Consider the following 25,893-nt stretch of genomic DNA (forward strand, 5'->3'; position numbering starts at 1 on the left):
GGCTTCTCAGGCGTTCCGCCCATTTATTCTTTCATTCACCCATCCGCTTAAGAGGCTCGAAGGGAGCGCGAACTATACTGGTCGCGTTTCGGTTGTGACATTTGAGAAAGCCGCGCCTGCGGCTGTAATGGGAGAATGCGCATCATGAATAAGCCGGCTTTTCAGCACGCGCGGACAGGCGAGCGTGATCGTACGCTCGATATCGAGACGGAGCGTCTGTTGGCTGCGACGCAGGCGTTGATGGCGGCGAACGCGCACCATGTCGCCGATGGCATCGAGCAGCTACGCCTCAAGGCGATCGTGCATGAACTGCCGGATTTTCTCTTCGTCAAGGATCGCGAAAGCCGCTTCGTCTTCGCCAATGCCGCCACGGCAAAAAGTCTTGGCTTGGAGAGAGCAAGTGCGCTCGCTGGCAAGACCGATTTCGATTTGGTGCCGCTGGATCGAGCCACGAAATACTACGATATCGAGCAGGAAATCATCGCCACCGGCAAGCCACGGATCGATATGGAGGAGGTTATTCCCTCCGCGAGCGGCGGTAAGCCAATCTATCGGCTGACCTCGAAGTTACCGCTGCGCAACGACCGCGGTGAGGTGATCGGCCTGATCGGCACTTCGCGCGATATCACCGAGCGCAAACGCCAGGAGCATCTGCGCCGCAGCCAGGCCGAACTATTGGAAATGATCGCCAAGAGCGAGCCGCTCGAGATGATCCTCGAGGCGCTGGTATTGATGGTTGAGGATCAGCTTAGCGACATCAAAGGGTCGGTGCTGTTGCTGGATCATGAAGGCATTCATCTGTCCCATGGCGCCGCGCCCAATCTGCCCGGCGCCTACAGCCGCTTGATCGATGGCATCGCCATCGGCCCGAAGGTCGGCTCCTGCGGCACGGCCGCCTGGCGCGGCAAGCCCGTCTTCGTCAACGACATCCAGACCGACCTGCTCTGGGAGGATTTTCGCGACCTTGCCGCGCAATTCGATCTGCGTTCCTGTTGGTCGACGCCGATCAAGACCTCGCAGGGCAACGTGCTCGGCACTTTCGCGCTCTATTCCAACGCGGTGCGTGAGCCGACCGAATGTGAGCTGGAGCTGCTCGCCATGGCGAACCATATCGCCGGCATCGCCATTGAGCGCAAGCGCGCCGAAGATCGCATTTATTTCATGGCTCACCATGACGACCTGACCGGTTTGCCGAACCGCGCCTTTCTCAAGGAGAACATGGCGAAGATCCTGTTCAAGGCTCGGCGTAATGGCCGCAAGGTGACGGTTGCCTATGTTGATCTCGACAATTTCAAGCAGGTCAATGATAGTCGCGGACACGGCGCCGGCGATGAGTTGTTGAAGGAGCTGACGTCGCGCATGGTCGATAGCCTGCGGGCATCCGACATGGTGGTGCGCCTTGGCGGCGACGAGTTCCTCTTGGTCTTCGTCCACCAGTCGCGGCACGACACCGGCATCACGCGTCGGCTGCGCGAGCTGCAGAAAGCGATCACGCAGCCGGTGGTGGTCGGAGATCTCGAGGTTTCCGTAACGAGCAGCATCGGCGTCGCCGCGTTTCCGGCCGATGGCGAGACCCCCGAGGAGCTGATCGCCTGCGCCGATGCGGCCATGTACAAGGCCAAGGAGCATGGCCGCAACCGGCTGCAATATCATACCCATAAGCCGAATGCGGCGGGTGTCATGCCGTTGAGCGAGCAGGAGGAATTGCGCAACGCCATCGGCGCCAACCAGTTCTTCGTGGAATACCAGCCGCAGGTGGATGTCGCGAGCGGTCGTATCGTGGGCGCAGAAGCGCTTGTGCGCTGGCGGCATCCGCGTCACGGCATACTGCCTCCCGGCCAATTCATCCCGCTGGCGGAAGAATCCGGGCTGATCATCCCGCTCGGATTGTTCGTGCTCAACGAGGCCTGCCGGCAGGCCAAGGAGTGGCAGGTGATGGGCCTGCCCCCGGTCACGATCGCCGTCAATGTTTCGGCCCGGCAGTTCAGCGATCCGGCGCTTGCCGCCCATGTCACCGAAGCCCTGGAGGCAAGCGGTCTCGGCCCGCAATGGCTGGAGCTGGAGTTGACCGAAAGCACGCTGATGCATGACGTGCCGCGCGCTCTGCATGTGATGCAGGCCCTGAAGGCGCTTGGCGTGCGCCTGTCGATCGACGATTTCGGCACCGGCTATTCCAGCTTGGCGGCGCTGAAGACTTTTCCCTTCGACCGTCTCAAAATGGATCGCTCTTTCGTCGAGGCGTTGCCACGCGACGAGACGACCGTCGCCATCGCCTCCGCCGTCATCTCGCTCGCGCGCCGGCTGCGCCTCGCCGTCGTCGCGGAAGGGGTGGAGACGGACGAGCAGCTCGAATTCCTGCGCCAGAGTCAGTGCCACGACGCCCAGGGTTTCTATTTCTCGCGGCCAGTCGGAGCAGGAGAGATCGCGAAGCTTCTAACAAGTGCCTGTGACCGCCTCGCTTGAACACATCCGTATCTGCTGTAATCCTGCCTCCATATGCTGGCCCCAGAGTCGATTCTGCATTGGGCTCAACGCGAAGAAGAGGGGAAGTTGATCCATGGGCAAGGGGCGCATCGAGGCCTTTTCCGATGGCGTGATCGCCATCATCATCACCATCATGGTACTGGAATTGAAAACGCCGCACGGCGACGGGCTGCAGGCGCTCGTGCCGCTGATCCCGACGCTTCTTTCGTATGTTCTAAGCTTCGTCTATGTCGGCATCTACTGGAACAATCACCATCATATGTTCCAGGCGGTGAAGCATGTCAGGGGCGGCGTGCTTTGGGCCAATCTGCATCTGCTGTTCTGGCTGTCACTGATGCCCTTCGCCACCAGCTGGATGGACGAAAACAACTTCGCAATGACCCCAGTGATGGTATATGGCTTCATCCTGCTGATGTGCGGTATTGCCTTTTACATCCTCAGTCTGATGCTGATCCGCGTGCATGGCAGGGATTCCGATTTTGCCCAAACGCTCGGTTCGGATCGTAAGGCCACACTTTCCGTCTGCCTTTACATCCTCTCGATCATACTTGCAGCCATCAACCCATTCATCTCCCTCGGCATCTATTTCATCGTTGCCTGCATATGGCTGGTGCCGGATCGACGATTCGAGCGGATGATGCAGTAGCGGATCGGGCTTCGCGCTATGGGCGACTCAGGAACCGTGTTAGTCCTCCGATATGCGTGTCGCGGCCTTTCAACGCCTGGCAATATTCGATGCTGTCGATAAGGTCGCGGATGTGCTTGCGCGCGACTTGGCATGGGCCGACGAGCAGGGCATCGACCTCGCGCTTTTCCCTGAATGCTATCTTCAGGGACATAGCTACAAAGCGGCAATTGCCAGGCGGCGCGCACTGTCTCTTGATGATCCTGCCCTGGATGCCTTAGTCGGCCGCTGCGTGTCGGGGAAGACGACCGCCATCATCGGCCTTTTCGAGCGGCGAGGGGAGTCGATCTACAACAGCGCGATCGTCGTGAGGGCGGGGCGGATAGATGGGGCCTATGCCAAGGCGCATCCGCTGGAAAGCGGCTGCACACCCGGCACTGATTTTCCAGTTTGGACGCTGGGCGATTGGCGCTTCGGCATCAATATCTGCGCCGATTTGAGATACCCGTATACCTCGACGCGTCTAGCCAGAAAGGGCGCTGGGTTGATCTGCAATCCCATCAATCTGATGCTGCGGCCTCACAAGGCGGAAAAGTGGCACAAGCCGGGCATATCGGGCCTGCAAATATGCGCCAAACATACCGGATGTTGGGTCATGGCATCAGACGTTGTCGGTAGCAATGATGATGGCTGGTTCAGCTACGGCAGCAGCGCGATCGTCGATCCGAACGGTGTTGTCGTGGCAAAGGCGAAGCCGCATAGCGAAGATGTCCTCGTCTTCGATTTGCCTGATCCACAGCCGGTACGCGGATTCGATCAAAAAACCCCAATGATCGCTACATAATTGCACAAATCACGCTATCCTTTCCCCTATGAGACCGGATCAACTGCTTTATCCCGCGCCTGAAGGGCTGTTCTGTCCGATCGGCGGCTTTTATATCGATCCCGTGCGGCCGGTGGAGCGGGCGTTGATAACGCATGGGCATTCCGATCATGCCCGCGCCGGCCATCGTCAAGTACTCGCCACCCGCCAGACCCTGGATATCATGCGGATACGCTGTGGCGACGGCTTTGCCGGATCCGAACAAGCCGTCGGTTTCGCCGAGGTGTTGACGATCAACGGCGTGCGAGTACGGTTTCATCCGGCCGGGCACGTGCTCGGTTCGGCGCAGATCGCGGTGGAAAAGGATGGGCTGCGCATAGTTGTATCGGGCGATTATAAGCGGCGGCCAGACCCGACCTGTGCGGCATACGTGCCGGTCGCCTGCGATGTCTTCATTACCGAGGCGACGTTCGGGCTGCCGGTGTTTCATCATCCCGATCCGATGGACGAAACGGAAAAACTGCTTGCGTCACTCGGGCAGTTTCCGGAGCGCACCCATCTCATCGGCGCATATGCGCTCGGCAAGGCGCAGCGCGTCATCCGGCTGCTGCGCGATACCGGCTATGACAAGCCGATTTATATTCATGGCGCGCTGGAGACATTGTGCGGCTATTATGCCGGGCAGGGCATTGCGCTGGGCGAGCTATTGCCGGCGACCATCGAAAGCCGGGATCAATCGATCTTCAAGGGCGCTGTCGTCGTCGGCCCACCCTCCGCTTTCCAAGACCGCTGGGCGCGGCGGTTCCATGATCCGTTGCCCGCCTTTGCATCGGGCTGGATGATGGTGCGCCAGCGCGCCAAGCAGCTCGGAGTCGAGCTGCCGCTGGTCATTTCGGATCATTGCGATTGGCCGGAACTGACGGAGACCATCTCCGAGTTGAAGCCGGGCGAAGTCTGGGTCACTCACGGGCGCGAAGAGGCCCTGGTGCGCTGGTGCGAATTGCAAGGCATCTCGGCCAAGCCGTTGCATCTGATCGGCTATGAAGACGAGGGTGACTGATGAAAGCCTTCGCAGACCTCCTCGATCGCCTGGTGCTGACGCCGAGCCGCAATGGCAAGCTGAAGCTGCTCACCGACTATTTCCGTGATACGCCCGACCCGGATCGCGGATACGGTCTCGCCGCAATTGCCGGTACGCTGGAAGTCCGCAACGTCAAGCCGGCCATGCTGCGCGACCTCGTGCTGGAACGCATGGACGAGGTGCTGTTTCGCTACTCTTACGACTATGTCGGCGATCTCGCCGAGACCATCTCGCTGGTCTGGGACAAGGAAAGCGATATCGTCCGGCCGGCCGGGGAGCAGCCGAAACTCGGCGACGTTGTGCGCCGGATGAATGCGCTTGGCCGCACCGAAGTCCGCAGCTTCGTTCGGGACCTGCTCGACCAGCTGGACACGTCAGGCCGTTTTGCTTTCCTGAAGCTCGCCACCGGCGCATTGCGCATCGGCGTGTCGGCGCGGCTTGCCAAGCAGGCTTTGGCGGAGTTGAGCGGCAAGGACGTAGCCGAGATCGAAACGCTATGGCATGGGCTGCAGCCACCCTATGAAAGCCTGTTCCAATGGCTGGAAGGCAGAAGCGACAAGCCTGTGCTGGCGACGCCGGCGATCTTTCATTCCGTCATGCTCGCCAATCCGGTCGAACCGGGTGATCTCGGCGGACTTGATCCCCTTGATTATGCCGCCGAGTGGAAATGGGACGGCATCCGCGTCCAGCTTTCGCGAGCGGGTGCGACGAGCAAGCTTTATTCCCGCTCCGGTGACGATATTTCCGGCGCTTTCCCCGATATCGTCGAGGCCGTGAGTTTCGAGGGCGTCGTCGACGGCGAATTGCTGATCGGCGGCACGGCGCGCTCCAACAGCCCGACGCGTACCTTCTCCGATCTGCAGCAGCGGCTGAACCGCAAGACGGTGACGATGAAGATGCTGGACGAATATCCCGCCTTCATTCGTGCCTATGACCTGCTGTTCGATGGTGAAGAAGATGTGCGTGCCCGCGGCTTTGTGGACCGGCGCGCGCGGCTGGCGGAGATCATTGAGGCGGCACCTCGGGATCGTTTCGATCTCTCGCCGCTGGTCGATTTTACCTCCTGGGAGGAATTGGACCAATTGCGCTCCTCTCCGCCCGATCCGGTTATCGAAGGCGTCATGATCAAGCGCCGCGACAGCGCTTATCTTGCCGGCCGCGCCAAGGGGCCGTGGTTCAAATGGAAACGCAATCCGTACAATGTCGATGCGGTGCTGATGTATGCCCAGCGTGGCCATGGCAAACGTTCGAGCTATTATTCCGATTTCACCTTCGGCGTCTGGTCGATGACGCCGGAGGGCGAGCAACTGGTGCCGGTCGGTAAAGCCTATTTCGGCTTCACGGATGCCGAACTTGAGGTGCTCGACAAGTTTGTGCGCAACAATACCATCGATCGTTTCGGCCCGGTGAGAGCGGTCAGGGCCGATCGCGACTTCGGCTTCGTTCTCGAGGTCGCCTTCGAAGGGATCAACCGTTCGACACGGCACAAATCCGGTGTCGCCATGCGCTTTCCGCGAATTGCTCGTCTCCGGCCTGACAAGCCGCCCTATGAGGCGGATCGGCTGGAAAGTTTGGTGGCGCTAATTGACGCGAAGGCCCCCGCCGTTGATGAATAGGACAGGTTGATTCCTCACCACAATGTGAATTGGCCGCGCCTTTCAACCCGTGCAGATTTCGATTCGCCGGGCATATTTGGACAGAGCATATGACAACGTCTGAAGACAACGCATTTCGCCCCAGTCGCCGCACCGTTCTTGCCGGTCTTGCCGTAACACTTTTTGCTCCCAACATCGCTAAGGCTACCGAAACCAAGGTCCTTGATGCCAGCAAGGCGACCGAGACCAAGACCGAAGCCAAGGTTGTGGATCTCAAGGCCGCTAAAGCCGCGGATGCGCCGACCGATCCGCCGCTTTTGGCCGGTGATTATGCCAAAGAGCGCCACAAGTTTCGGACCGATCTGCTGAACAAGGGGCCGGCGCCCGACAAATATGAACCGCTGGTCGCCCCCTCCGGCGCCGATCAGATATTCTATCGCACCGGCTTGGGAGGTGAGCTGGAGCTCGTCGCCTGGGTGTCGCGCTATGAGCGCACGCCGAAGCCGAAGCCGGCGGTACTATTCCTGCACGGCGGCAACGCCATCGGTCAGGGTCATTGGCTGCTGATGAAGCCTTATATCGATGCAGGCTATATCGTCATGATCCCATCGATGCGTGGCGAAAACGGCCAGAAGGGCAATTTCTCCGGTTTCTACGACGAAGTGGCGGACGTACTTGCCGCATCCAATCGCCTGCGCCATCTGCCGGGCGTCGATCCGCACCGTATGTTCCTTGCCGGCCACAGCGTCGGCGGCACGCTGGCGATGCTTGCGGCGATGTCGACCAAACGCTTCCGTGCGGCCGCTCCCATGTCAGGTAATCCGGATGCCTTCGCCTTCTTCCATCGTTATCCGGAGGATATCCGCTTCAACGCAAAGAACCCGCGCGAATTCCAGATGCGCTCGGCAATCTGCTATGCCCACAGCTTCAAATGCCCCTTGAGGGTGATGCACGCCAACCAAGAGGCCAATATCGAACCCCGGTTGGCGCTGCTCTCCAAACGCGCCCTTGCCGGCGGGGTAAAGATGGAACTGGCGACGGTGCAGGGCAGCCACAATTCGGCGTTGCCGGGAGAGATCGAGCAGAGCATCCAGTTCTTCAGGAGCGTGGCGGCGTAAGAGTTTAGCGCATCAGCCGATCCATCAGCGCCGCCGCTGCTTCCGCGATCACCGTCCCCGGCGGAAAAATCGCATCGGCGCCGGCGGCTTCCAATGCGGCGAAATCCTGGGGCGGGATGACGCCGCCGACGGCAATGAGGATGCGGCCGGCGTGGCGGCGGGTGAGCGCCTCCTTCAGTTCCGGCACCAGCGTCAGATGGCCGGCGGCAAGCGATGAAGCGCCGATGATGTCGACGCCTTCGCGAACCGCAAGATCGGCGACCTCTTCCGGCGTCTGGAACATCGCGCCGACGACGACATCGAAGCCTAGGTCGGCGAAGGCGGTGGCGATGACCTTCTGGCCGCGATCATGGCCGTCCTGCCCCATCTTGGCGACGAGGATGCGCGGCTTTTCGCCCTTTGCCTTGCGGAACGCTTCGACCTTGACGACGGCCCTGTTGAAGAGAGCATCGGCGGTGCCGACTTCCTTGCGATAGACGCCGGATATGGTTCGGATCTCCGCGACATGCCGGCCATAGGCTTTTTCCAACGCCAGCGAGATTTCGCCGACCGTGGCTCTGGCCCGCGCTGCCTTGACGGCAAAATCCAGCAGATTGCCGCTGCCGTTGCGCGCGGCCTCGGTCAGCGTCTCCAGCGCGGCCTCCACGGCTGCCGTCTCGCGCGTGCCCTTCAACTGCTGCAGCTTCGAGAGCTGCCGTGCGCGGACCTCGGAATTGTCCACCTTCAGCACGTCGACGTCGATGTCCTGTTCCGGTCGTGAGAAATTGACGCCGACAACGGTCTGGTGGCCGCTGTCGATACGCGCCTGCGTGCGGGCGGCCGCCTCTTCGATCCGCAGCTTCGGAATGCCCTTCTCGATTGCTTTCGCCATGCCGCCGAGCGCTTCGACTTCTTCGATATGGGTCAGCGCGCGGGCGGCCAAATCATGTGTCAGCCGCTCGACATAGGCTGAGCCGCCCCAGGGATCGATGATATCGGTCGTGCCGGATTCCTTCTGCAGCAGGATCTGCGTGTTGCGGGCGATACGGGCCGAATGGTCTGTCGGCAGTGCAAGCGCTTCGTCGAACGAATTGGTATGCAGGGACTGCGTATGGCCCTGAGTCGCCGCCATGGCTTCGACCATGGTGCGGATGATGTTGTTCATCGGGTCTTGTGCCGTCAACGACCAGCCCGACGTCTGGCTGTGGGTTCGCAGCGCCAGCGATTTCTGGTCCTTCGGCGCAAAGTTCTTCTGCATCAACGCGGCCCAGATCAGTCGGGCCGCACGCATTTTGGCGACTTCCATGAAGAAATTCATGCCGACCGCCCAGAAAAAGGAAAGGCGTGGCGCGAAGCTGTCGATATCGAGCCCGGCAGCTACTCCGGCGCGAGCATATTCGATTCCGTCGGCGATCGTATAGGCGAGTTCCAGATCCGCCGTCGCGCCAGCCTCTTGCATGTGATAGCCGGAAATCGAGATGGAGTTGAATTTTGGCATGCGCTGGCTGGTATAGCTGAAAATGTCCGAAACGATCCGCATCGAGGGCTGTGGCGGATAGATGTAGGTGTTGCGGACCATGAACTCCTTGAGGATGTCGTTCTGGATCGTGCCGGAGAGCCGGTCCTCGGAAACGCCCTGTTCTTCGGCGGCGACGATATAAAGCGCCATCACCGGCAACACTGCACCGTTCATGGTCATCGACACGCTCATCTCGCCAAGCGGGATGCCATCGAAGAGCTGGCGCATATCGAGGATGGAATCGATAGCCACGCCCGCCATGCCGACATCACCGGCGACGCGCGGATGGTCGCTGTCATAGCCGCGGTGGGTGGCAAGATCGAAGGCGACGGAGAGACCCTTCTGGCCGGCCGCGAGATTGCGGCGGTAGAAGGCATTCGATTCCTCGGCGGTGGAGAAACCCGCATATTGGCGGATGGTCCAGGGCTGCTGGACATACATGGTCGGGTAGGGGCCGCGCACAAACGGGGCCGCGCCGGGATAGGTGTCGAGGAAATTCAGACCGGCAAGATCGGCCGTGTCATAGACGCGCTTGACGGCGATACCCTCTGGGGTCTGCCACGAAGGTGCGCCGGTTTTGGGTTTGGACACCTTCGGCTTTTGCCAATCGAGGTTGGCGAAGTCGGGAATATAGGTCACCGGGCCGATACCTCCGCGTATGCCGGGCGTGCGTCGCCCCCCTCAGAGGGGTACGCACTCTCCGCGAATATTGCTGCCACAGTCATACCTCTACCTCATCCAACCGCGCCGGCGTCAGCCCCATATGCTCCGCCACAGCCCCAAGCTCTCCCAAAACCGTCACCGGCCGCTCCGCCTTCGCAGCAAACAATGTCGTCCCCACAATCGGCTTTGCCGCACGCTTCGCTCTTGCCTCGGCCACCATCGCCGCAAGCTGGCCACTGGCGATAACCTTAGCCAATCCGCCATCCCGCTCGATGCCGGTAAAAATCTCCCAGGCCTTTTCGGCCAGAGCCTCGGTCAGCGCCTCTATGCCACCCGTTCCGGCGGCCGGATCGGCGACGTGGTCGAGATGGCTTTCGGCAATCAGGATGGTCTGCGTATTGCGCGCCAGGCGTCGTGCCAGCGGATCGGCGATGCCATGGGCCAGCGTGTGCGGCAGCACCGAAATCTCATCCGCGCCGCCCGTGCCGGCGGCGAAGACGGCGATGGTGTTGCGCAGGATATTGGTTTCCGGGTCCAGCCGGGTGAGCATGCGATAGCTCGTCTCCATGAAGAGGTAGGCTGCGGGGGGATCGGAAATGCCGCAGGCTTCGGCGATGCGGGCAAAGATCATGCGTGCGGCGCGGGCTTTCGCCACTGTGATGAACTGGTTTTGATCGGCTGTGAGGCAGAGGCTCGTGACGCCGAGGACCGCGTCGGGGCCGGTGCCTGCCTGATCCAACATCTTCAGGTGCCCGACGAGAGCCGCGGCCATAACCGCCAGTTCCTGCGCCTCCGTTCCACCGGCATTGTGCACGGCGCGGCCATCCGCATTGAGGAGGGTGCCGGTAAATCCGGTAACATGCAGGCGCTGGAAGCTGTTCGTTATTCCGTTCGTGGTCAAGGTGAAGGTGTCGAGGCCGAAATGCAGCGTCTGACGATTGGAATCTTTGCCAAGCGCCATAGCAAATGCATCTGCAAAAGCCGGGGAGCAGCCTTCGAGGCGCAACGAGATGTTTTTGCCGGCAATTGCCGACGCCAGCCGTACCGCCAGCCCCTCCGTCGCGGCATCGACACCGACACCAAAGGCAGAGGAACCGGTTTTCGAGATTAGGCTGACGCCGCTGCTTCCGTTGGCGAGATCCTCGCCGAGCTGAATGAAGGCACGTTCAATATCCGGATCATCCATACGCTGGCTGACGATCCAAGGCCGGTCGATGTGGCGGCGGGTGAACGGCGTGGCATCCGAGCGGCGGCCATAAAGTGGCTCGATCGCGATGCCGTCATCCGTTCGTGATACCAGCGCTTCCTGGAGATCCTCGCCCTTCAGAGCCCTGTTCACCAGCTTGAGCCATGCCTCGCGACTTGCCGGAGCAAATATGTTCGGGTCCAGACTGTCGATATTCATGCTATCCTCCGTCATCCAAAGGTCTAACCCAAGCCAGGGCAAGGGAAAACAGAAGTTTGGCTAATTGGCGCAATATCTTCGCATCCGACACCAGCCTCGCGCCAGCCGCGCCGGTCATCATGCGGCTGACCGATCCATATCCCAACTGGTTCCCGATGATGGCCGATTTCCTGCCCATTTCCCGTCGCCTGCTTGCCGTTGCAGCCCTTGCTACGGTGTCGGCTTGCAGCATTATTCCCGATACAGGGGCGACCGATCCCGATCGGTTCGCGCAGGAAACTGCGCCTATCTTTTATCAGCCTGAAGGCATCGATCCGCAAAAGGTAAAGCGCCTGCCGGTCCAGCCGGTGCCGCAAGCGCGCGATCTTTTCCGCACACAATTCAATCAGACCTACGGCCTGCCGACCTCCAATCCCGTGCATCAGGCCATGTACGCGCAGAGGAGCGAAGACGATTTCACCCTGCCGGCCATCCCCTATACGCGCATGGACCAGCGGTTCCTGCGTCAGGAAGTGGGTTATCAGACCAACGAAAGGCCCGGCACGATCGTCGTCGATACCAGAAGCCACTATCTCTATTTCGTCGAGCCGGACGGCAAGGCGATGCGTTATGGGGTCGGCCTTGGGGCGGCCGGTTATGCCTGGCATGGCAGAGGCGTCGTCCAGTGGAAGCAGAAATGGCCGCGATGGACGCCGCCAGCGGAAATGGTGGCTCGCGAACCGGAGATCAAGCCGGTTTCGGCTGAGCGCGGCGGCATGAATCCCGGGCCGACCAATCCCCTTGGCGCCCGTGCGCTCTATATTTTCCAGAATGGCAGGGATACGCTCTATCGCATTCACGGCACACCCGACTGGCAGTCGATCGGTAAGGCTGCGTCATCCGGCTGCGTCCGCATGCTGAACCAGGATGTGATCGATCTTTACAATCGAGTGCCTGCAAAGACGGAAGTCGTAGTGCTATAATGTCCTGAAACAAATTTTCGTGATGTTGCATATGTGCGATAGCCGCGCCCGGCGACGCTCTTTAGTTTTATTCCAGTCTCTGTGAATCTCGCCGGGAGCCGAATCGGATAGTTTTGGGTTCCCTTCCAACAGGAATGATGCTGTCGACATGAGTCTGCCTCCTTCTCTTTCCCGACGTAATTTCCTCGCCCTCGCGGGCATTGGTGCGGTTTCGACGCTTGCCGGCTGCGCTTCCACGGTCGAAAGCAACCCGATCGTCAGCCCCGTACAATATAGCGGCTCCGCCTATCGCCCCTCCGACAGCTTGCTTTCCAGCTACAGTGGCGAGCAGCCGGATCCGGCTGTGATCTACGCCGCGATGGATGATGGCGGCTTTCATCTTCCGGCAATACCCTACGAGCAGATCGATCCGAAATATTATCGGCAGCGTGTCGTCAATCCGACCGGCGAGCCGCCAGGCAGCGTCGTCGTCAATACGCGCGAGCGCTTCCTCTATGTCACCGAGCCGGGCGGCACGGCGATGCGTTATGGTATCGGCGTCGGCCGCGAAGGCTTCGCCTGGCAGGGCCGCGGTGTCATCCAGTGGCGCAAGAAATGGCCGCGCTGGAACCCGCCAGACGAAATGGTCGCCCGCCAGCCGGAACTCGTCCAATATTCCATCGAGAATGGCGGCATGGATCCAGGTCTGAAGAATCCGCTCGGTGCGCGCGCGCTTTATATTTTCGAGGATAAGCAGGATTCGCTTTACCGTCTGCACGGTAATCCCGATTGGCGCTCCATTGGCAAGGCCGTTTCCTCGGGCTGCGTCCGTCTGCTCAATCAGGATGTCATCGATCTCTACGATCGCGTGCCGGAACGCGCGCCGATCCTGGTGACGCAGGCTTAAGTTTCTACATCTTTTTGATCAGGGGAATTTAGCGGCTCTCATTCGGCCGTTAAATTCGCTCTCAGCCGTTGCAGCCGGTCGCGCAGACTGGCCATTTCATCCATATCGCAGCCGACTGCTTCGCCAATGGCGGCCATGATCATATTGACCTGGCATTTCATGCCGGCGCCCTTTTCCGTCAGTGAAACGATGACCTGCCGTTCGTCTTTCGGATCGCGCATACGGCCGATCAGGCCGGCCTGCTCCAGGCGTTTCAACAATGGCGACAGCGTGCCGGAATCGAGGTCGAGCTGCTCACCAATAGTTTTGACCGGCAGGCAGCCTTTTTCCCAGAGCACCAGCATTACCAGATATTGCGGATAGGTCAGGCCGACACGATCAAGGATCGGCTTATAGGCGCGATTGAAGGCATGCGCGGTCGCGTAAACGGCAAAACAGAGCTGCCGCTCCAGCCGCTTTTCCTCATCGGGGATCGCCCGCTCCTGCACCTTGTCCGTCATCGCTGCTCCGCCACTTTCTTATTGACCTCATTGTCACAGGTTCACTTTTCAAAAGCAAATCGCAAAAATATGTTGCGTGCTATTAAATCGTGCGATATAGAAAACTCATCCAATCAGCAAGGAGATCTGACATGCCTATCCTCTACACCACCAAAGCTTCCGCCACCGGCGGCCGCGCAGGCCACGCCGTTTCTGAAAACGGCGTTCTCGACGTCACCCTGACCGTGCCGAAGGAACTGGGCGGCGACGGCGCCACCGGCACGAACCCCGAACAGCTCTTCGCCGCCGGCTATTCCGCCTGCTTCCTCGGCGCTCTGAAATTTGTTGCAGGCCAGCAGAAGGTCAAGATTCCGGAAGACGCCAAGGTGACTGCCACGGTTGGAATCGGTCCGCGCGCGGATGGCGGCGGTTTCGGCATCGAAGTGTCTCTATCGGTTCACATTCCTGGCATGGACAAGGCCGAAGCTGAAAAGCTTGCCGCTGCCGCCCACATCGTCTGCCCCTACAGCCATGCCATGCGCACCTCGACGGAAGTGCCGTTCACGGTTGCCTGAGGATAGACTTCCCGGCTCTGCGGCTCACAGAGTAGACGGCATAAAGGAGCGGTGCGCTTTTCGGCGCGCCGCTCCTTTTCTTTTGCAAGAAATTTGCTATATATTTTCTTGAGAAAGGATATGGCCATGATATCCACCCAAGCGATAGGTCATGCAAATCCCAGTGAAACTCTGGTCATCACCAAGGCCGTCGTCAATGCGGCCGAGCGGCTGGGGCTGAATGCGCGCATGCTCGCCGCCGTGATCGGCGTTTCGGAAGCGACGGTGTCGCGTATGAAACGGCAGGATCATCTCCTGGAGCGGAACAGCAAATCATTTGAACTCGCCGTGCTCTTCATACGTCTGTTCCGCTCGCTCGATGCCATCGTCGGCGGTGATGAGGCCGTGGCGCGGCAATGGCTGCGTAATGTCAATCTCGCCTTCGGCGCAACGCCGCTTGAAAAGATCACCTCCATTTCCGGATTGACCGATGTCCTTGCCTATCTGGACGCCCGCCGCGCTCTCGTCTGAGGCTCGACCGATCTCCGGCCGTTATTGGCGGCTAGTGGAGGCGCAGCATCAGGTCTCGACCTTGAAACTGGTGGATACGCTGGAAGAGCAGGCGCTTCTCGAACATCTGCTGGAGGAGAGCAAGCCGGCGCTGCCGCCGGAATGCATCGGCCTGGATTATCTATTGGCCACCCCCTTCCGCTACGGAGCGGTCTACCCATACGGCTCGCGCTTCAGACGGGCAGGACGTACCCTCGGCGTCTTTTATGCATCCGGGCAGGTTGAAACGGCGCTGGCCGAAATGAGTTTTTACCGACTGCTTTTCTTTGGCGACTCTCCGGAGACACCCTTGCCCGCCAATGCGGCGGAATATACCGCTTTCGCCGCTGCAATAGCGACCAGTGAAGCGATCGATCTTACCCGTTCTCCGTTGGATCGGGATCGCGAAGCTTGGACCGACCCCGTCAACTACGAAGCCTGCCAGTCGCTCGCCGACGCGGCGCGGGCAGGGGGCATTCAAGCGATCCTCTACCGGTCCGTCAGGGATCCCCAAGGCGGCAAGAATATTGCGCTTCTGACAGCCCATGCCTTTGCGGCGCGCGAACCCGTCGAACGCCAGACCTGGCGCATCCGACTATCGCCAACCGGGGTTCAGGCGCTCTGCGATTTTCCGAGAAGCCGCATTGGTTTCGCGCGGAGCGATTTTGGGGCTGATCCCCGCATGCGAAATAGCGCTTAAGACAGCGCGAGCAGATCCTGCCGCAGCCGGTCCGCATTGCCATCGGATAGCCGCGCTTCCACTTCGGCGTGCGTCACCTTCCAGATCGGCACGGCCGCCGCAAGCACTGCTTTGCCTGACGGGGTCAGGCTGAGCAATCGAGCGCGGCGATCTTTCGGATTGGGAAGAATGCTCACCCAGCCCCGTCGCTCCAGCGGCTTTAAGGCCGCTGTCAGTGTCGTCTGATCTATTGCGAGCAGGGTCGCCACCGGCCCCATGGCCGCGGGCTCCGGCCTGTTCAACGACATCATCAGGGAAAACTGGCCGTTGGTAAGTCCGAGCGGCCTCAATGCTTCGTCGAAACGGCGCGCCAAGGCCCGAGCAGCGCGCTGCACATGCAGGCAAAGGCAGTTATCGCGCACCAGTAGTGTTGTCTCGAAGGAAATTTCAATCACGTTTGACATGATTCATTAATATTGATATCAATGTATTTGTCAAGATTGGCACATAGCAGACGCCGGAGGAGGGCGCAGGCAATGAACCAAATCGTTTCGCGTGAGGCGTGGCTGGAGGCCCGCCGCGAACTGCTTGCCAAGGAGAAGGAAGCGACGCATTTGCGTGACCGTGTCAATGCGGAACGCCTGGCGCTGCCTTGGGTCAAAGTCGATAAGGATTATGTTTTCGACACGCCCACCGGCAAGAAATCGCTTGCCGACCTCTTCGACGGCCGCAGTCAACTGATCGTGTATCACTTCATGCTCGGTCCGAAGTGGGAGGCCGGATGCCCCGGTTGCTCGTTCCTTGCTGATCATTTCGACGGCACGCTGCCGCATCTCAATCATCACGACGTCACCCTCATTGCCGTTGCCCGCGCGCCGATCGAGAAGATCGAGGCCTACAAGAAACGCATGGGCTGGAAGTTCCCCTGGGTGTCGTCTTTCGCCAACGATTTCAATTTCGACTATCACGTCTCCTTCACCGAGGAGCAGCTTGCCGGCAAAACGGTGTTCTATAATTTCAACGCCATGGACGCCAAGAACGGCCACGACGAGCTCCCTGGACTCAGCGCCTTCTACAAGGATGAAGCCGGCAATATCTTCCATACCTATTCCAGCTATGCCCGCGGCGGCGAGGAGATGATCGGCACGCTGATGATCCTCGACAATGCGCCGAAGGGCCGCAACGAAGGCAGCACCATGGATTTCGTGCGCCGTCACGACGAATATGAGGAAACCCCGAAAGCGCAATCCTCCTGTCACTAGCGGATGGAAGCCCAAGCCATGCGACTTTCCGCGGAAGGTCGCATGGGAACAAAGACCCGAGGTGCCGTGTTTAGAGCACTACGGGGCATTGGGCTCGGCCGGTCGCAAAGGAGGGACGCGATGAAGGCGGAACTGACGGAAGAACACGCATTCCTGCAAAAACTGCTCGGCACATGGGACGTCAATGCCGCCGACCCGGACGGCAGGGTTGATCACGGTGTCTGGACGGAGACTGTCCGCGCGCTCCATGGCCTTTGGTTTTTGTGCGAGGGCGAGGGCACGATGCCCGGTGGCGGCGCCGCCGCGACGCTGCTGACGCTCGGCTATGATCCCGACAAGGGCAAATATATCGGCACCTGGATCGGGAGCATGATGAACCACATGTGGGTCTATGAAGGCGCGCTCGATCAGACCGGCCGCACGCTGGTGCTCGACACGTCAGGACCGGATTTTGAGCACGAAGGCCAGTCGGCCAGCTATCGTGAAGCCATCACATTCATCAACGACAATGAACGCGTCTTTTCCTCCAGTGTCCGCCAACCGGACGGGAGCTGGAAAGAGTTCATGATCGCCAACTACCGCCGCAAGCAATAGGGAGAGCTACAATGGCTGCGAAGGGATATTTTGTCTGGTACGAACTCATGACCACCGACATGGTGGCGGGAGAGGCCTTCTACCGCAAGGTTGTCGGCTGGGACGCCAAGGATGCCGGCATGCCGGAAATCGAAATGGCCTATACTTTGTTCAGCGCCGGCGCAGGCCCGATCGCCGGCATGATGATCCTGCCGGAAGAGGCCAAGGCCATGGGCACGCCGCCCTGCTGGACCGGCTATATCAGCGTGCCCAATGTCGATGAGGCTGCCAAGACGATCGCTGGAAAGGGTGGCAAGGTCTATCGCGAGCCTGGGGACATTCCCGGAGTCGGTCGTTTCGCCGTCGTCGCCGATCCCTATGGCGCCGCCTTCTGCATCTTCACGCCGCAGCCTGGCGACCAGGGCTGGGAGCCGGCCGAACCCAATGCTCCCGGCTATGTCGGCTGGCACGAACTTTATGCTGGCGATGGCCCGAAGGCCTTCGATTTCTATCGCGATATGTTCGGCTGGGAATCGAGCTCCGATTTCGACATGGGTCCGATCGGCACCTACAAGATCTTCAAGATCGGCGACCGCGACTTCGGCGGCATCATGACCAAGCCGGCGGAAATGCCGATGGCCGCCTGGAACTTCTACTTCAATGTCCCGGCAATCGATGCTGCTGTCGGCCGCGTCAACGAAGCTGGCGGCAAGGTCGTCAACGGCCCGATGGAAGTCCCCGGCGGTAGCTGGATCGTCCAATGCACCGACCCGCAAGGCGCATTCTTCTCGCTCGTTGCGCCGGTGCGATAAGACAACACCTCCCCCTTGAGGGGGGAGGTCGCCGCAAAGCGGCGGGTGGGGGTGACTTTCGGATCCGCAGAGATCGTCGCAGATCACCCCACCCCGGACCCGCGGTCCGACTCTCCCCCTCAAGGGGAGGGTAACACTCTACCGCTTCAAGCTACCTAGAATCCCGCGGACCAGCGCCCGCCCGACCTGCGTCGCGACCGTGCGCGCGGCGCTCTTCATCGCTGCTTCCAGGATCGTCTCGCGCTGGTAGCCGGTACGGCCGCGGCTTGTCGGCTTTTCATCGTCGCCGCCAAAACCGGGAAGCGTCCACCGGCCGCCTGCGCTGCCGCTGTCCTGCTTGGCTGCGTCCTGCTCGGCCGCTTTGCGGGCGCGGGCGGTGAGGATTTCGAAGGCGGATTCGCGATCGACGGTCTCATCATAGAGGCCGGCAACCGGGCTGGCATTGATGACGGCTTGGCGCTCGGCGTCGGTCACCGGGCCAATCCGGCCGGACGGCGGACGGATCAAGGTGCGCTCGACGATTGAGGGCGCTCCCTTGCCCTCGAGCATGGAGACCAGCGCTTCGCCGGTGCCGAGCGTGGTGATGACTTCGGCGCAGTTGAAGGCTGGGTTAGGCCGGAAAGTTTCAGCGGCCGTCTGGACGGCCTTCTGTTCGCGCGGTGAATAGGCGCGCAACGCGTGCTGCACGCGGTTGCCAAGCTGCGCGAGCACCGTTTCCGGCACATCGAGCGGGTTCTGTGTGACGAAATAGACGCCAACGCCCTTGGAACGGATCAGACGCACGACCTGCTCGATACGCTCGATTAGTACTTTCGGTGCATCGTTGAAGAGCAGGTGAGCCTCGTCGAAGAAGAACACCAGCTTCGGCTTTTCAGGGTCGCCGACTTCCGGGAGCTCTTCGAAAAGTTCGGACAGCAGCCACAGCAGGAAGGTGGCGTAGAGCCGCGGGTTCATCATCAGCTTGTCGGCGGCGAGCACCGAGATCTGCCCGTAACCGTCATTGCTGACGCGCATGATGTCGGAAATTTTCAGCGCCGGCTCGCCGAAGAAATTCTCCGCCCCCTGTTGCTCCAGGACCAATAGGGCCCGCTGGATCGAACCGACGGAGGATTTCGAGATCAGGCCGAATTGGCTGGAAAGCTCGCTCGCATGGTCGCCCATATAGTTGAGCAAGGCCTGGAGGTCCTTAAGGTCGAGCAGCGCCAGACCATTTTCATCGGCAATCTTGAAAGCGATGTTGAGCACACCTTCCTGTGCTTCCGATGCGTCCATCAACCTTGCCAGTAGCAGCGGTCCCATCTCCGCGATGGTCGCGCGCACGCGATGGCCTTTTTCGCCATAGAGATCCCAGAAGATCACTGGGAATAGCTCGAACTCGTAAGGGGACAGGCCAATTTCCTCGGCGCGCTTCAAAAGGAAATCCTTGGGCTCGCCCTTGGCAGCGACGCCGGACAGGTCGCCCTTGATGTCGGCGCAGAAAACCGGCACGCCGGCCTTGGAAAAACCCTCCGCCAGCACCTGCAGCGTCACCGTCTTGCCTGTGCCGGTCGCACCGGTGACGAGACCATGGCGATTGCCGAATTTCAGTGTCAGAAATTCGTCCTTGTTGACGCTGTCGTCCGGATTGCGACTGGCGCCGACGAAAATCTGTCCGTCTTGCTGCGGCATGAGGTGTCGTCTCCCTTTGGGCGGCACGGCGACTTTCAAAGGGTTGCCTAGGCCCGTTCATTGATTTGTCCTGACGCTGTTATAAGAAGAGACTTGAATGGGGACAACCGTTCGCTTCATGGTGATGCTTCCGGTAGAGTCAGGCACAACGCGGCCAGGCTCGAGTCGGCGGGCGCATTCAATTACGTTGACGTTAACGTCATAAGTAACAGGCAGGAGGCCAGAATGAACGAGATTATTGATCAGATCGCAACGAAAGCCGGCATTTCCCCCGACATCGCGGAGAAGGCTGTGGGCATGATGCTTGGCTTCCTTCAGCGCGAAGCGCCGGACGGCCCCGTCACCAAGATGATCGATGCCATCCCCGGCGCTTCCGATCTCGTGGCGCAATATAATGGTGAAGAAACGTCCGGTGGCGGCCTGCTCGGCGGCCTCCTCAACGCAGTGGGCGCCGGCGGCGGCCTCATGGCGCTCGGCCAGTCGCTGATGAGCAGCGGTCTCGACATGGGCCAAATTTCTTCGCTCGCCAAGGAAACCATTGCGACCGCTCGGGTACATGCCGGCGATGAAGTGGTCGATCAGGTCGTCAACTCCGTGCCGGGGTTGAGCCAGTTCCTGTAATCCATGTCATTCCCTCTCCCCGCCTGCGGGGAGAAGGTGAGGGGCCGGGCACTTAGGCTCGGTAACAGTGGATGAACCTGACAGTCCCCGAGATTGCGGGGACAGCATGCTCCACCTTTGCGAGTGGATCGGGAAGGGCCCCTCATCCGAGTCGACATTTCGCGTCGGCCAACAATGTCTCCGCCCACCTTCTCCCCGCACTGCGGGGTGAAGGTGTTTCGTTTCTTACAGGCCAGCCACATGTCCGCGAACTCCATTCCTGCTCTTTTGCCGAACGGCCCCGGGCATCAGTTCGTGCTCTACGGCGATTCCTGTTCCGGGGTTCCCGGGGCGCTGCACGAGAAAACCTTTGCCGCCGTCAACGCTGTTTTGCGCCGGCTCGATCCGCCGCCGGAATTCATCCTGTTTCCGGGCGACGAGATCATCGGCCTGACCGCCGATCCGGAGGCTTTGAGGGCGCAATGGCGGCACTGGTTCGAGCATGAAATGGGTTGGCTTGATCGTCAAAAGACGCCCCTTTGGCACACGACGGGCAACCACACCGCCTATGACGAAATGAGCGAGCGGGCGTTTCGCGAGGTCCTGCGGCTTCCGGATAACGGGCCGCCGGGCCAGCAAGGACTGTCTTATTGGGTGCGCCGCGGTGATCTTCTTCTGGTTTTCGTCCATACACTGTGGACCGGGCTCGGCGGCGAGGGCCATGTCGAGACGGAGTGGCTGGAGGCGACGCTGAAACAACACGGCGACGCGCGCCATAAGATCGTCCTCGGCCATCACCCGGTTTTCCCCATCAACGGTTTTTCCGGATCGTATCAGCGCGAGATCGGTCCGGATTACGCCAGCCGGTTTTGGGATATTCTGGTCGAGGCGGACGTTCTGGCCTATGTCTGCAGCCATATCCTCGCCTTCGACGTTCAGGTTCACCGCGGCGTCCTGCAGCTTTGTACCGCCGGTGCCGGGACGGCGCATAGAATGCCGGAGGGCGTGGAATATCTTCATTGCATCCAGGCGGCGCTGGACGCGGACTATTTTCTCTATCAGGTGCTGGATACGGACGGCGCCGTCCGTGAACGACTGCAATGGCCTTTCAAGCCGGCCGATCCCGAGAGCTGGCAAACCCTCTCGCCCGGGATGCATCCGGCCGACTTTACCGGCCCGATGAACAGTGATCGCGTCATCGAATTGCGGATACAGGGCCTGATGCCGGAGACAGCACATCCGCCGGCCCAAACACTCTTCTCTGCCTTCAATCCCGATGTCATTGCACCGCTCTGGCTCGGGTTACGCGGTCCGCGGCAAACCCTGACCTTGATCCTGGGCCGCGAGCCCGGCCGCAGCCCGCACTACTGGTTCGGGCCCGATGTTGCGGCAGGCGAGGCTTTCGACGTTGAGATCGCATTGCATGCCGGAATGGGTCCAAGCGGCGTGCTCTATCGCGTGCACGGCGATGACAGATGGACTTCGTTCGACGGAGCCTCCGCGACGGGCCTTGAACGCTTGGTGTGGCCGACGCGATGGAGCGTTGGCCACGGTCAGCGCGGCACCGAAGACCGCGTCTTCGTGGGCGAGGGGTTGGAGGTAGCGTTTGCCGCGGGATAGGCGTCGCGCCTCCTCCTTTACGTCTCAATCGTCTCCGATCTGATGCCAGACGCGGCCGTCACGCCCGATGAGCTCGTCCGCACAGGCCGGTCCCATGCTGCCCGGGGCATAGGGATCGGGTTTGCTGCCGTCGGCGGCCCAGAGATCGATAAAGGGCTGCACTGCCGCCCAGCCGGCTTCGATGCTGTCGGCGCGCTGGAATAGGGTCTGGTCGCCGAGGAAAAGTTCGTAGAGCAGCGATTCATAGCCCGTCTGATGACCGATGTCGAAATGGTCGGCATAGCGGAAATCGAGCTCGATCGGCGCGGTCTTCAGTACCAACCCCGGCGATTTGATGGAGATTCCCATCTGCAGCCCTTCGTTGGGCTGCACCTGAATGATGAGCTTGTTCGGCGGCAGGTCCGGACGCGAAGGTGCGCGGGGAAATTGCGCGAAAGGCACCTGCCGGAAGGTGATGACGACTTCGGTGTCACGCGCCCTCAAGGCCTTGCCCGTTCGCAGATAGAAGGGCACGCCTGCCCAACGCCAGGTGTCGACGTAAAGTTTCAGCGCCACGTAGGTTTCGGTATTGCTGTCTGGCGCGACATCCTTCGTCTCTGTGTAGGCCGGTAGATCCTTGCCGTCGAGCGGCCCGGCGGTATAGGCGCCGCGCACCGCGTTTTTCGCCGCCTCCTCTTGCGAATAGTGGCGTAGCGCCTTTAGCACCTTGCCCTTTTCGTTGCGGACGGATTCTGCGTCGAAGCTGTTCGGCGGCTCCATGGCCACCATGGCAAGCAGCTGGAACAGATGGTTCGGCACCATATCACGCAAAGCACCCGTCGCGTCGTAGAACTTGCCGCGCGTACCGACATCCACAAATTCCGCCGCTGTGATCTGCACATGGTCGACGTAGTTGTTGTTCCACAGGGCTTCGATCATCATGTTGGCAAAGCGCGTCGTCATGATGTTCTGCACCGTTTCCTTACCGAGGAAATGGTCGATGCGATAGACTTGGCTCTCGTCCGCGCTGTGCAGAAGCGTCGCGTTCAACATCTGCGCGGAAGCGAGGTCATGACCGAACGGCTTCTCGATGGCGATGCGCCGGAAGACGCCGGCGGTTTCGTCAAGAAGCCCATGCTCGGCGAGGCGGCTGGTGATGTCGCCGAAAAAGCGCGGCTGCACGGCAAAATAGAAAGCGGCATTGGCGCTCGACGCATGCTGCAGCCGCCTGCTGATTTCCTGATAGATTGCGCCCTGAGTGAAGTCACCAGAGATATACGAGATGCGCGTCTTCAACCTCTGCCAGGCATCGCTCTGCTGCGCTTGCTCCATTCCGTTGGCGGCGAGGAAGGTGTCAAGATGCTTGACCAGGAATTCGTCGCCGCCGGGTTCGATGCTGACGCCGAGCACATGCAGATCGTCGCCCAACATGCCGGCCTTGGTCATGTTGATCAGCGTCGGCATCAGCAGCCGGCGCGTCAGGTCGCCGGTTGCACCGAAAATGACAAGCGTCAGCGGCGGAGCGGGGGGAACGGTGAAGCCAGTCATGAATGCACCTCCGTCTGGATTAGGGAGATCAGGTTTCTGGACGACATGCATCTTCTCCTTCAGCCGTGCTTTCGTGCTTGGGCGAAGATGTTCTAACCCAAGATCGAGAAAACCGGAATCGCTTTTCGAAAGGGGTTCCACTCCGAGGCACGACCGCATGGGCGGGCGTCGCCACGGCATGTGCTATATGGTGCCCCTATTTCTTCACGGCGATCATGAACAGCCGCGGAAACCGTAGCAAGACTTTGCCATCCACCAGCGGTGGATAGGCCTTTTCGATGCGTGCGAGATAGTCGGCGGTGAAGGCTTCACGGTGTTCGGCGCCGGCATGATCGAGATAGGGGCGCAGGCCCGTGCCCTTGACCCATTCGACGATGGCCGCGGCATTTTCCAGCGGGTGATTGTAGTTGATGTGCCAGATGTCGAAGCGCGCCGACCTGCCGATCAGCCGGTTGTAATAAACAGATGGCGAGGGCAGGGGATTGCGGCGCACGCTCTTCTTCGCGAAAGCCTCGCTCCAGGGGCCGTTTTTCGCGGTCTCCTCCATCATGAGGTGGCTGAGTTCGGTCAGATTGTCCGGCATCTGGATCGCGAGCACGCCGCCTGGCTTGAGCCCGTCCATCAGCCGCTCGAAAATGTCGAGATGATCAGGCAGCCATTGGAAGACGGCGTTGGCGAAAAGAAGGTCGACAGGTTCTTCCGGATGCCACGTGGCAAGATCGGCTTTGACGAATTCCGTGCCGGGCATGCGCTCGCGGGCCGCCTCCAGCATGTTCTCGTCGCTATCGAGGCCGGAGACGCCGGCCGCGCCGTAGCGCTCCACGATCAGTTCGGTTGAATTACCCGGCCCGCAGCCAAGATCGATGGCACGGTCGATGCGCTCCAGCGGCACTTGCGCCAGGAGATCGCGCGCCGGGCGCGTGCGTTCATCTTCGAATTTCACATACTGGCCGGCAGACCACGCCATGATGGTATCCTCTTCATCAGACTGCATATTCCATCCGGAGAATCCGGACCTTGACGATATTGCCCCCGGCGAGTTTGATCACGTCGAAGGCGAGATCACCAGACGTGAAGTTCTCGCCCTCGTGCGGCAAATGGCCCAGCCGCCGGAGAATGAAGCCGGTAGGCATTGCCGAGAATTTGTCGAGGCTGCCGCGGGCGAGGGGAAAGCGCAAATGGCCCATCTCGATATCATACAGTCCGTGTCAAAAACGTGTAATCACGCTGATCCCCGTACCCTCCGCCTTATCCAGCGCCATAAGCGCCGGCACAGCTTCTTCCAGGCTGATTTTGCGGCCGATCAGCTTTTGCGGGGCGATCTTGCCCGCGGCAAGCATGTCCAGCATAGCATCGTAGCGCCAGGCCTGCATGCCGTGGCTGCCGTAGATTTCCAGCTCGTGGCCGATCACCTGCGCCATCGGGATCTGTGGCGCGGCATGTTCGCCGAGCATTAGGCCGACCTGCACATGCCGGCCGCGGCGGCGCAGATTTTTGATCGAATTGAAGCAGGTGACGGGATGGCCGAGCGCATCGATCGAGACATGCGCGCCGCCCTTGGTGATCTCGCGCACGGCCTCAGCGACATCGGCAACGCTGGCCGCATTGATCGTTGCGACCGCGCCGCATTCGTGCGCGAAAGCCAGCTTCTCGTCGGAAATGTCGATGCCGATGGCATTCGCGCCGAGCGCATTGGCGATCATGATGGCGGACAGACCGACGCCGCCGCAGCCATGCACCGCGATCCATTCGCCTGGCCGCGTTCTGGCCTGGTCGGCAACTGCGCGAAACGAAGTGGCGAAACGGCAGCCGAGGCTTGCCGCCGTCGCATCGTCGATCGTCTCCGGCAAATGCACCAGGTTGGTGTCGGCATAGTCGATCGCCACATATTCGGCAAAGGAACCCCAATGAGTGAAGCCGGGCTGGAACTGGTTCGGGCAGACCTGCTGATTGCCGGAATGGCATTCGGCGCAATGGCCGCAGCCGGAAACGAACGGCACGGTGACGCGGTCGCCAACCTTGAAGCGGACGACGCCCCGGCCGGTCGCCACCACCTTGCCTGCCAGTTCATGGCCGGGCACGTGCGGCAGTTTGATGTCGGGGTCATGACCCATCCAGCCATGCCAATCGCTGCGGCAAAGGCCTGACGCGCCGATGGCGATCACGACGCCGTCTTCCCCCGGAGTGGGATCGGGGAGGGTGCGAATATCGGGCTTGGCCTCAAAGGCCTCATAATACATAGCTTTCATGGGAATCTCGCCTGTCCTGCCGCGGTTGGCATGATCCATCATTTTTCCTGATTCACCCATTCGTCAAGCTATTGTTTCAGCGCATGAAAATTGCGCAGGGAATGCAGCTTCCGGCGCTTTGTTGCGAATGGATTTTGGACCGAAATTTCCGCTTGACCCTTAGGTTGCGCAGGCATTTTCT

25 protein-coding genes are annotated in these 25,893 nt (G+C 60.5%); 16 read left to right on the plus strand and 9 right to left on the minus strand.

The genetic code is table 11. The features are described 5' to 3' along the window. The first annotated feature begins 144 nt into the window (after window positions 1–144). The 6 genes from PY649_RS25360 to PY649_RS25385 all read left to right on the plus strand — a co-directional run bounded on the left by PY649_RS25360 (window position 145) and on the right by PY649_RS25385 (window position 7,726). Window positions 145–2,463 (plus strand): sensor domain-containing protein, encoded by a 2,319-nt coding sequence (locus PY649_RS25360; protein WP_285871612.1) that lies wholly within the window; start codon window positions 145–147, stop codon window positions 2,461–2,463. Between the two features lie 94 nt (window positions 2,464–2,557). Next, window positions 2,558–3,130, plus strand: a complete 573-nt coding sequence (locus PY649_RS25365) for a TMEM175 family protein (RefSeq protein WP_285871613.1) — start codon at window positions 2,558–2,560, stop codon at window positions 3,128–3,130. A gap of 52 nt (window positions 3,131–3,182) precedes the next feature. Then, a complete protein-coding gene (locus PY649_RS25370) occupies window positions 3,183–3,953 on the plus strand; it encodes a carbon-nitrogen hydrolase family protein (protein WP_285871614.1) in 771 nt (256 codons plus the stop codon). 28 nt (window positions 3,954–3,981) lie between these two features. Continuing rightward, the gene (locus tag PY649_RS25375) at window positions 3,982–4,992 is read left to right on the plus strand and encodes a ligase-associated DNA damage response exonuclease (RefSeq protein ID WP_285871615.1); all 1,011 of its coding nucleotides are present in this window, start codon (window positions 3,982–3,984) and stop codon (window positions 4,990–4,992) included. Continuing rightward, complete coding sequence (locus PY649_RS25380; protein ID WP_285871616.1) at window positions 4,992–6,629, plus strand: cisplatin damage response ATP-dependent DNA ligase; 1,638 nt, start codon at window positions 4,992–4,994, stop codon at window positions 6,627–6,629. The genes PY649_RS25375 and PY649_RS25380 overlap by 1 nt, the downstream gene beginning before the upstream one ends. An 89-nt stretch (window positions 6,630–6,718) precedes the next feature. After that, complete coding sequence (locus PY649_RS25385; protein ID WP_285871617.1) at window positions 6,719–7,726, plus strand: alpha/beta hydrolase family protein; 1,008 nt, start codon at window positions 6,719–6,721, stop codon at window positions 7,724–7,726. 4 nt (window positions 7,727–7,730) lie between these two features. Here the strand turns inward: PY649_RS25385 and scpA are convergent, their stop codons facing one another. Both scpA and PY649_RS25395 read right to left on the minus strand, forming a co-directional pair. After that, window positions 7,731–9,863, minus strand: coding sequence for a methylmalonyl-CoA mutase (gene scpA / locus PY649_RS25390; protein WP_285871618.1), 2,133 nt, complete (start codon window positions 9,861–9,863; stop codon window positions 7,731–7,733). An 82-nt stretch (window positions 9,864–9,945) separates the two neighbouring features. After that, window positions 9,946–11,292: a methylmalonyl-CoA mutase family protein gene (locus tag PY649_RS25395; RefSeq protein WP_285871619.1), complete on the minus strand. Its 1,347-nt coding sequence runs from the start codon at window positions 11,290–11,292 to the stop codon at window positions 9,946–9,948. Window positions 11,293–11,450: 158 nt separating this feature from the next. Here PY649_RS25395 and PY649_RS25400 point away from each other — a divergent pair, with 158 nt between their 5' ends. Both PY649_RS25400 and PY649_RS25405 read left to right on the plus strand, forming a co-directional pair. After that, complete coding sequence (locus PY649_RS25400) at window positions 11,451–12,254, plus strand: L,D-transpeptidase (protein ID WP_285871666.1); 804 nt, start codon at window positions 11,451–11,453, stop codon at window positions 12,252–12,254. A 148-nt stretch (window positions 12,255–12,402) separates the two neighbouring features. Continuing rightward, entirely contained in the window at window positions 12,403–13,140 is a 738-nt protein-coding gene (locus PY649_RS25405; protein ID WP_285871620.1) for a L,D-transpeptidase family protein, read from the plus strand. A gap of 38 nt (window positions 13,141–13,178) precedes the next feature. On the opposite strand, the gene PY649_RS25410 is transcribed toward PY649_RS25405, so the two are convergent. Beyond that, window positions 13,179–13,640: a MarR family winged helix-turn-helix transcriptional regulator gene (locus tag PY649_RS25410; protein WP_285871621.1), complete on the minus strand. Its 462-nt coding sequence runs from the start codon at window positions 13,638–13,640 to the stop codon at window positions 13,179–13,181. 131 nt (window positions 13,641–13,771) lie between these two features. Between PY649_RS25410 and PY649_RS25415 the strand changes: the two genes are divergently transcribed. The 3 genes from PY649_RS25415 to PY649_RS25425 all read left to right on the plus strand — a co-directional run bounded on the left by PY649_RS25415 (window position 13,772) and on the right by PY649_RS25425 (window position 15,422). After that, a complete protein-coding gene (locus PY649_RS25415; protein ID WP_285871622.1) occupies window positions 13,772–14,194 on the plus strand; it encodes an organic hydroperoxide resistance protein in 423 nt (140 codons plus the stop codon). 126 nt (window positions 14,195–14,320) lie between these two features. Further along, window positions 14,321–14,704, plus strand: a complete 384-nt coding sequence (locus PY649_RS25420; RefSeq protein ID WP_285871623.1) for an MbcA/ParS/Xre antitoxin family protein — start codon at window positions 14,321–14,323, stop codon at window positions 14,702–14,704. Further along, the gene (locus PY649_RS25425; protein WP_285871625.1) at window positions 14,664–15,422 is read left to right on the plus strand and encodes an RES family NAD+ phosphorylase; all 759 of its coding nucleotides are present in this window, start codon (window positions 14,664–14,666) and stop codon (window positions 15,420–15,422) included. The genes PY649_RS25420 and PY649_RS25425 overlap by 41 nt, the downstream gene beginning before the upstream one ends. Here the strand turns inward: PY649_RS25425 and PY649_RS25430 are convergent. Then, window positions 15,419–15,865, minus strand: a complete 447-nt coding sequence (locus PY649_RS25430) for a MarR family winged helix-turn-helix transcriptional regulator (RefSeq protein ID WP_285871626.1) — start codon at window positions 15,863–15,865, stop codon at window positions 15,419–15,421. The genes PY649_RS25425 and PY649_RS25430 overlap by 4 nt on opposite strands. A 72-nt stretch (window positions 15,866–15,937) precedes the next feature. Between PY649_RS25430 and PY649_RS25435 the strand changes: the two genes are divergently transcribed. From PY649_RS25435 to PY649_RS25445, 3 genes are all read left to right on the plus strand, one after another. After that, window positions 15,938–16,663, plus strand: coding sequence for a DUF899 domain-containing protein (locus PY649_RS25435; RefSeq protein WP_285871627.1), 726 nt, complete (start codon window positions 15,938–15,940; stop codon window positions 16,661–16,663). Window positions 16,664–16,783: 120 nt separating this feature from the next. Beyond that, window positions 16,784–17,257, plus strand: a complete 474-nt coding sequence (locus PY649_RS25440; protein WP_285871628.1) for a DUF1579 domain-containing protein — start codon at window positions 16,784–16,786, stop codon at window positions 17,255–17,257. A gap of 11 nt (window positions 17,258–17,268) precedes the next feature. Then, complete coding sequence (locus PY649_RS25445) at window positions 17,269–18,048, plus strand: VOC family protein (protein WP_285871629.1); 780 nt, start codon at window positions 17,269–17,271, stop codon at window positions 18,046–18,048. Window positions 18,049–18,186: 138 nt separating this feature from the next. On the opposite strand, the gene PY649_RS25450 is transcribed toward PY649_RS25445, so the two are convergent. After that, on the minus strand, window positions 18,187–19,716 hold the full coding sequence (locus PY649_RS25450) for a helicase HerA-like C-terminal domain-containing protein (RefSeq protein WP_285871630.1): 1,530 nt from the start codon (window positions 19,714–19,716) through the stop codon (window positions 18,187–18,189). Between the two features lie 225 nt (window positions 19,717–19,941). Here PY649_RS25450 and PY649_RS25455 point away from each other — a divergent pair, with 225 nt between their 5' ends. Both PY649_RS25455 and PY649_RS25460 read left to right on the plus strand, forming a co-directional pair. Next, a complete protein-coding gene (locus PY649_RS25455) occupies window positions 19,942–20,337 on the plus strand; it encodes a hypothetical protein (RefSeq protein ID WP_285871631.1) in 396 nt (131 codons plus the stop codon). A gap of 240 nt (window positions 20,338–20,577) precedes the next feature. Beyond that, a complete protein-coding gene (locus PY649_RS25460; RefSeq protein WP_285871632.1) occupies window positions 20,578–21,936 on the plus strand; it encodes a metallophosphoesterase family protein in 1,359 nt (452 codons plus the stop codon). 24 nt (window positions 21,937–21,960) lie between these two features. Here PY649_RS25460 and zwf read toward each other — a convergent pair whose 3' ends face one another. The 4 genes from zwf to PY649_RS25480 form a co-directional block, all read right to left on the minus strand. Continuing rightward, on the minus strand, window positions 21,961–23,463 hold the full coding sequence (gene zwf / locus PY649_RS25465; protein WP_285871633.1) for a glucose-6-phosphate dehydrogenase: 1,503 nt from the start codon (window positions 23,461–23,463) through the stop codon (window positions 21,961–21,963). A 196-nt stretch (window positions 23,464–23,659) separates the two neighbouring features. Next, window positions 23,660–24,430: a trans-aconitate 2-methyltransferase gene (tam, locus tag PY649_RS25470; RefSeq protein ID WP_285871667.1), complete on the minus strand. Its 771-nt coding sequence runs from the start codon at window positions 24,428–24,430 to the stop codon at window positions 23,660–23,662. A gap of 16 nt (window positions 24,431–24,446) precedes the next feature. Then, a complete protein-coding gene (locus PY649_RS25475) occupies window positions 24,447–24,650 on the minus strand; it encodes a transporter associated domain-containing protein (RefSeq protein WP_285871634.1) in 204 nt (67 codons plus the stop codon). A gap of 21 nt (window positions 24,651–24,671) precedes the next feature. Then, window positions 24,672–25,712 (minus strand): zinc-dependent alcohol dehydrogenase family protein, encoded by a 1,041-nt coding sequence (locus PY649_RS25480; protein ID WP_285871635.1) that lies wholly within the window; start codon window positions 25,710–25,712, stop codon window positions 24,672–24,674. Between the last annotated feature and the right edge of the window lie 181 nt (window positions 25,713–25,893).

This window comes from Rhizobium mayense (assembly GCF_030272705.1).
GTDB lineage: Bacteria > Pseudomonadota > Alphaproteobacteria > Rhizobiales > Rhizobiaceae > Rhizobium > Rhizobium mayense.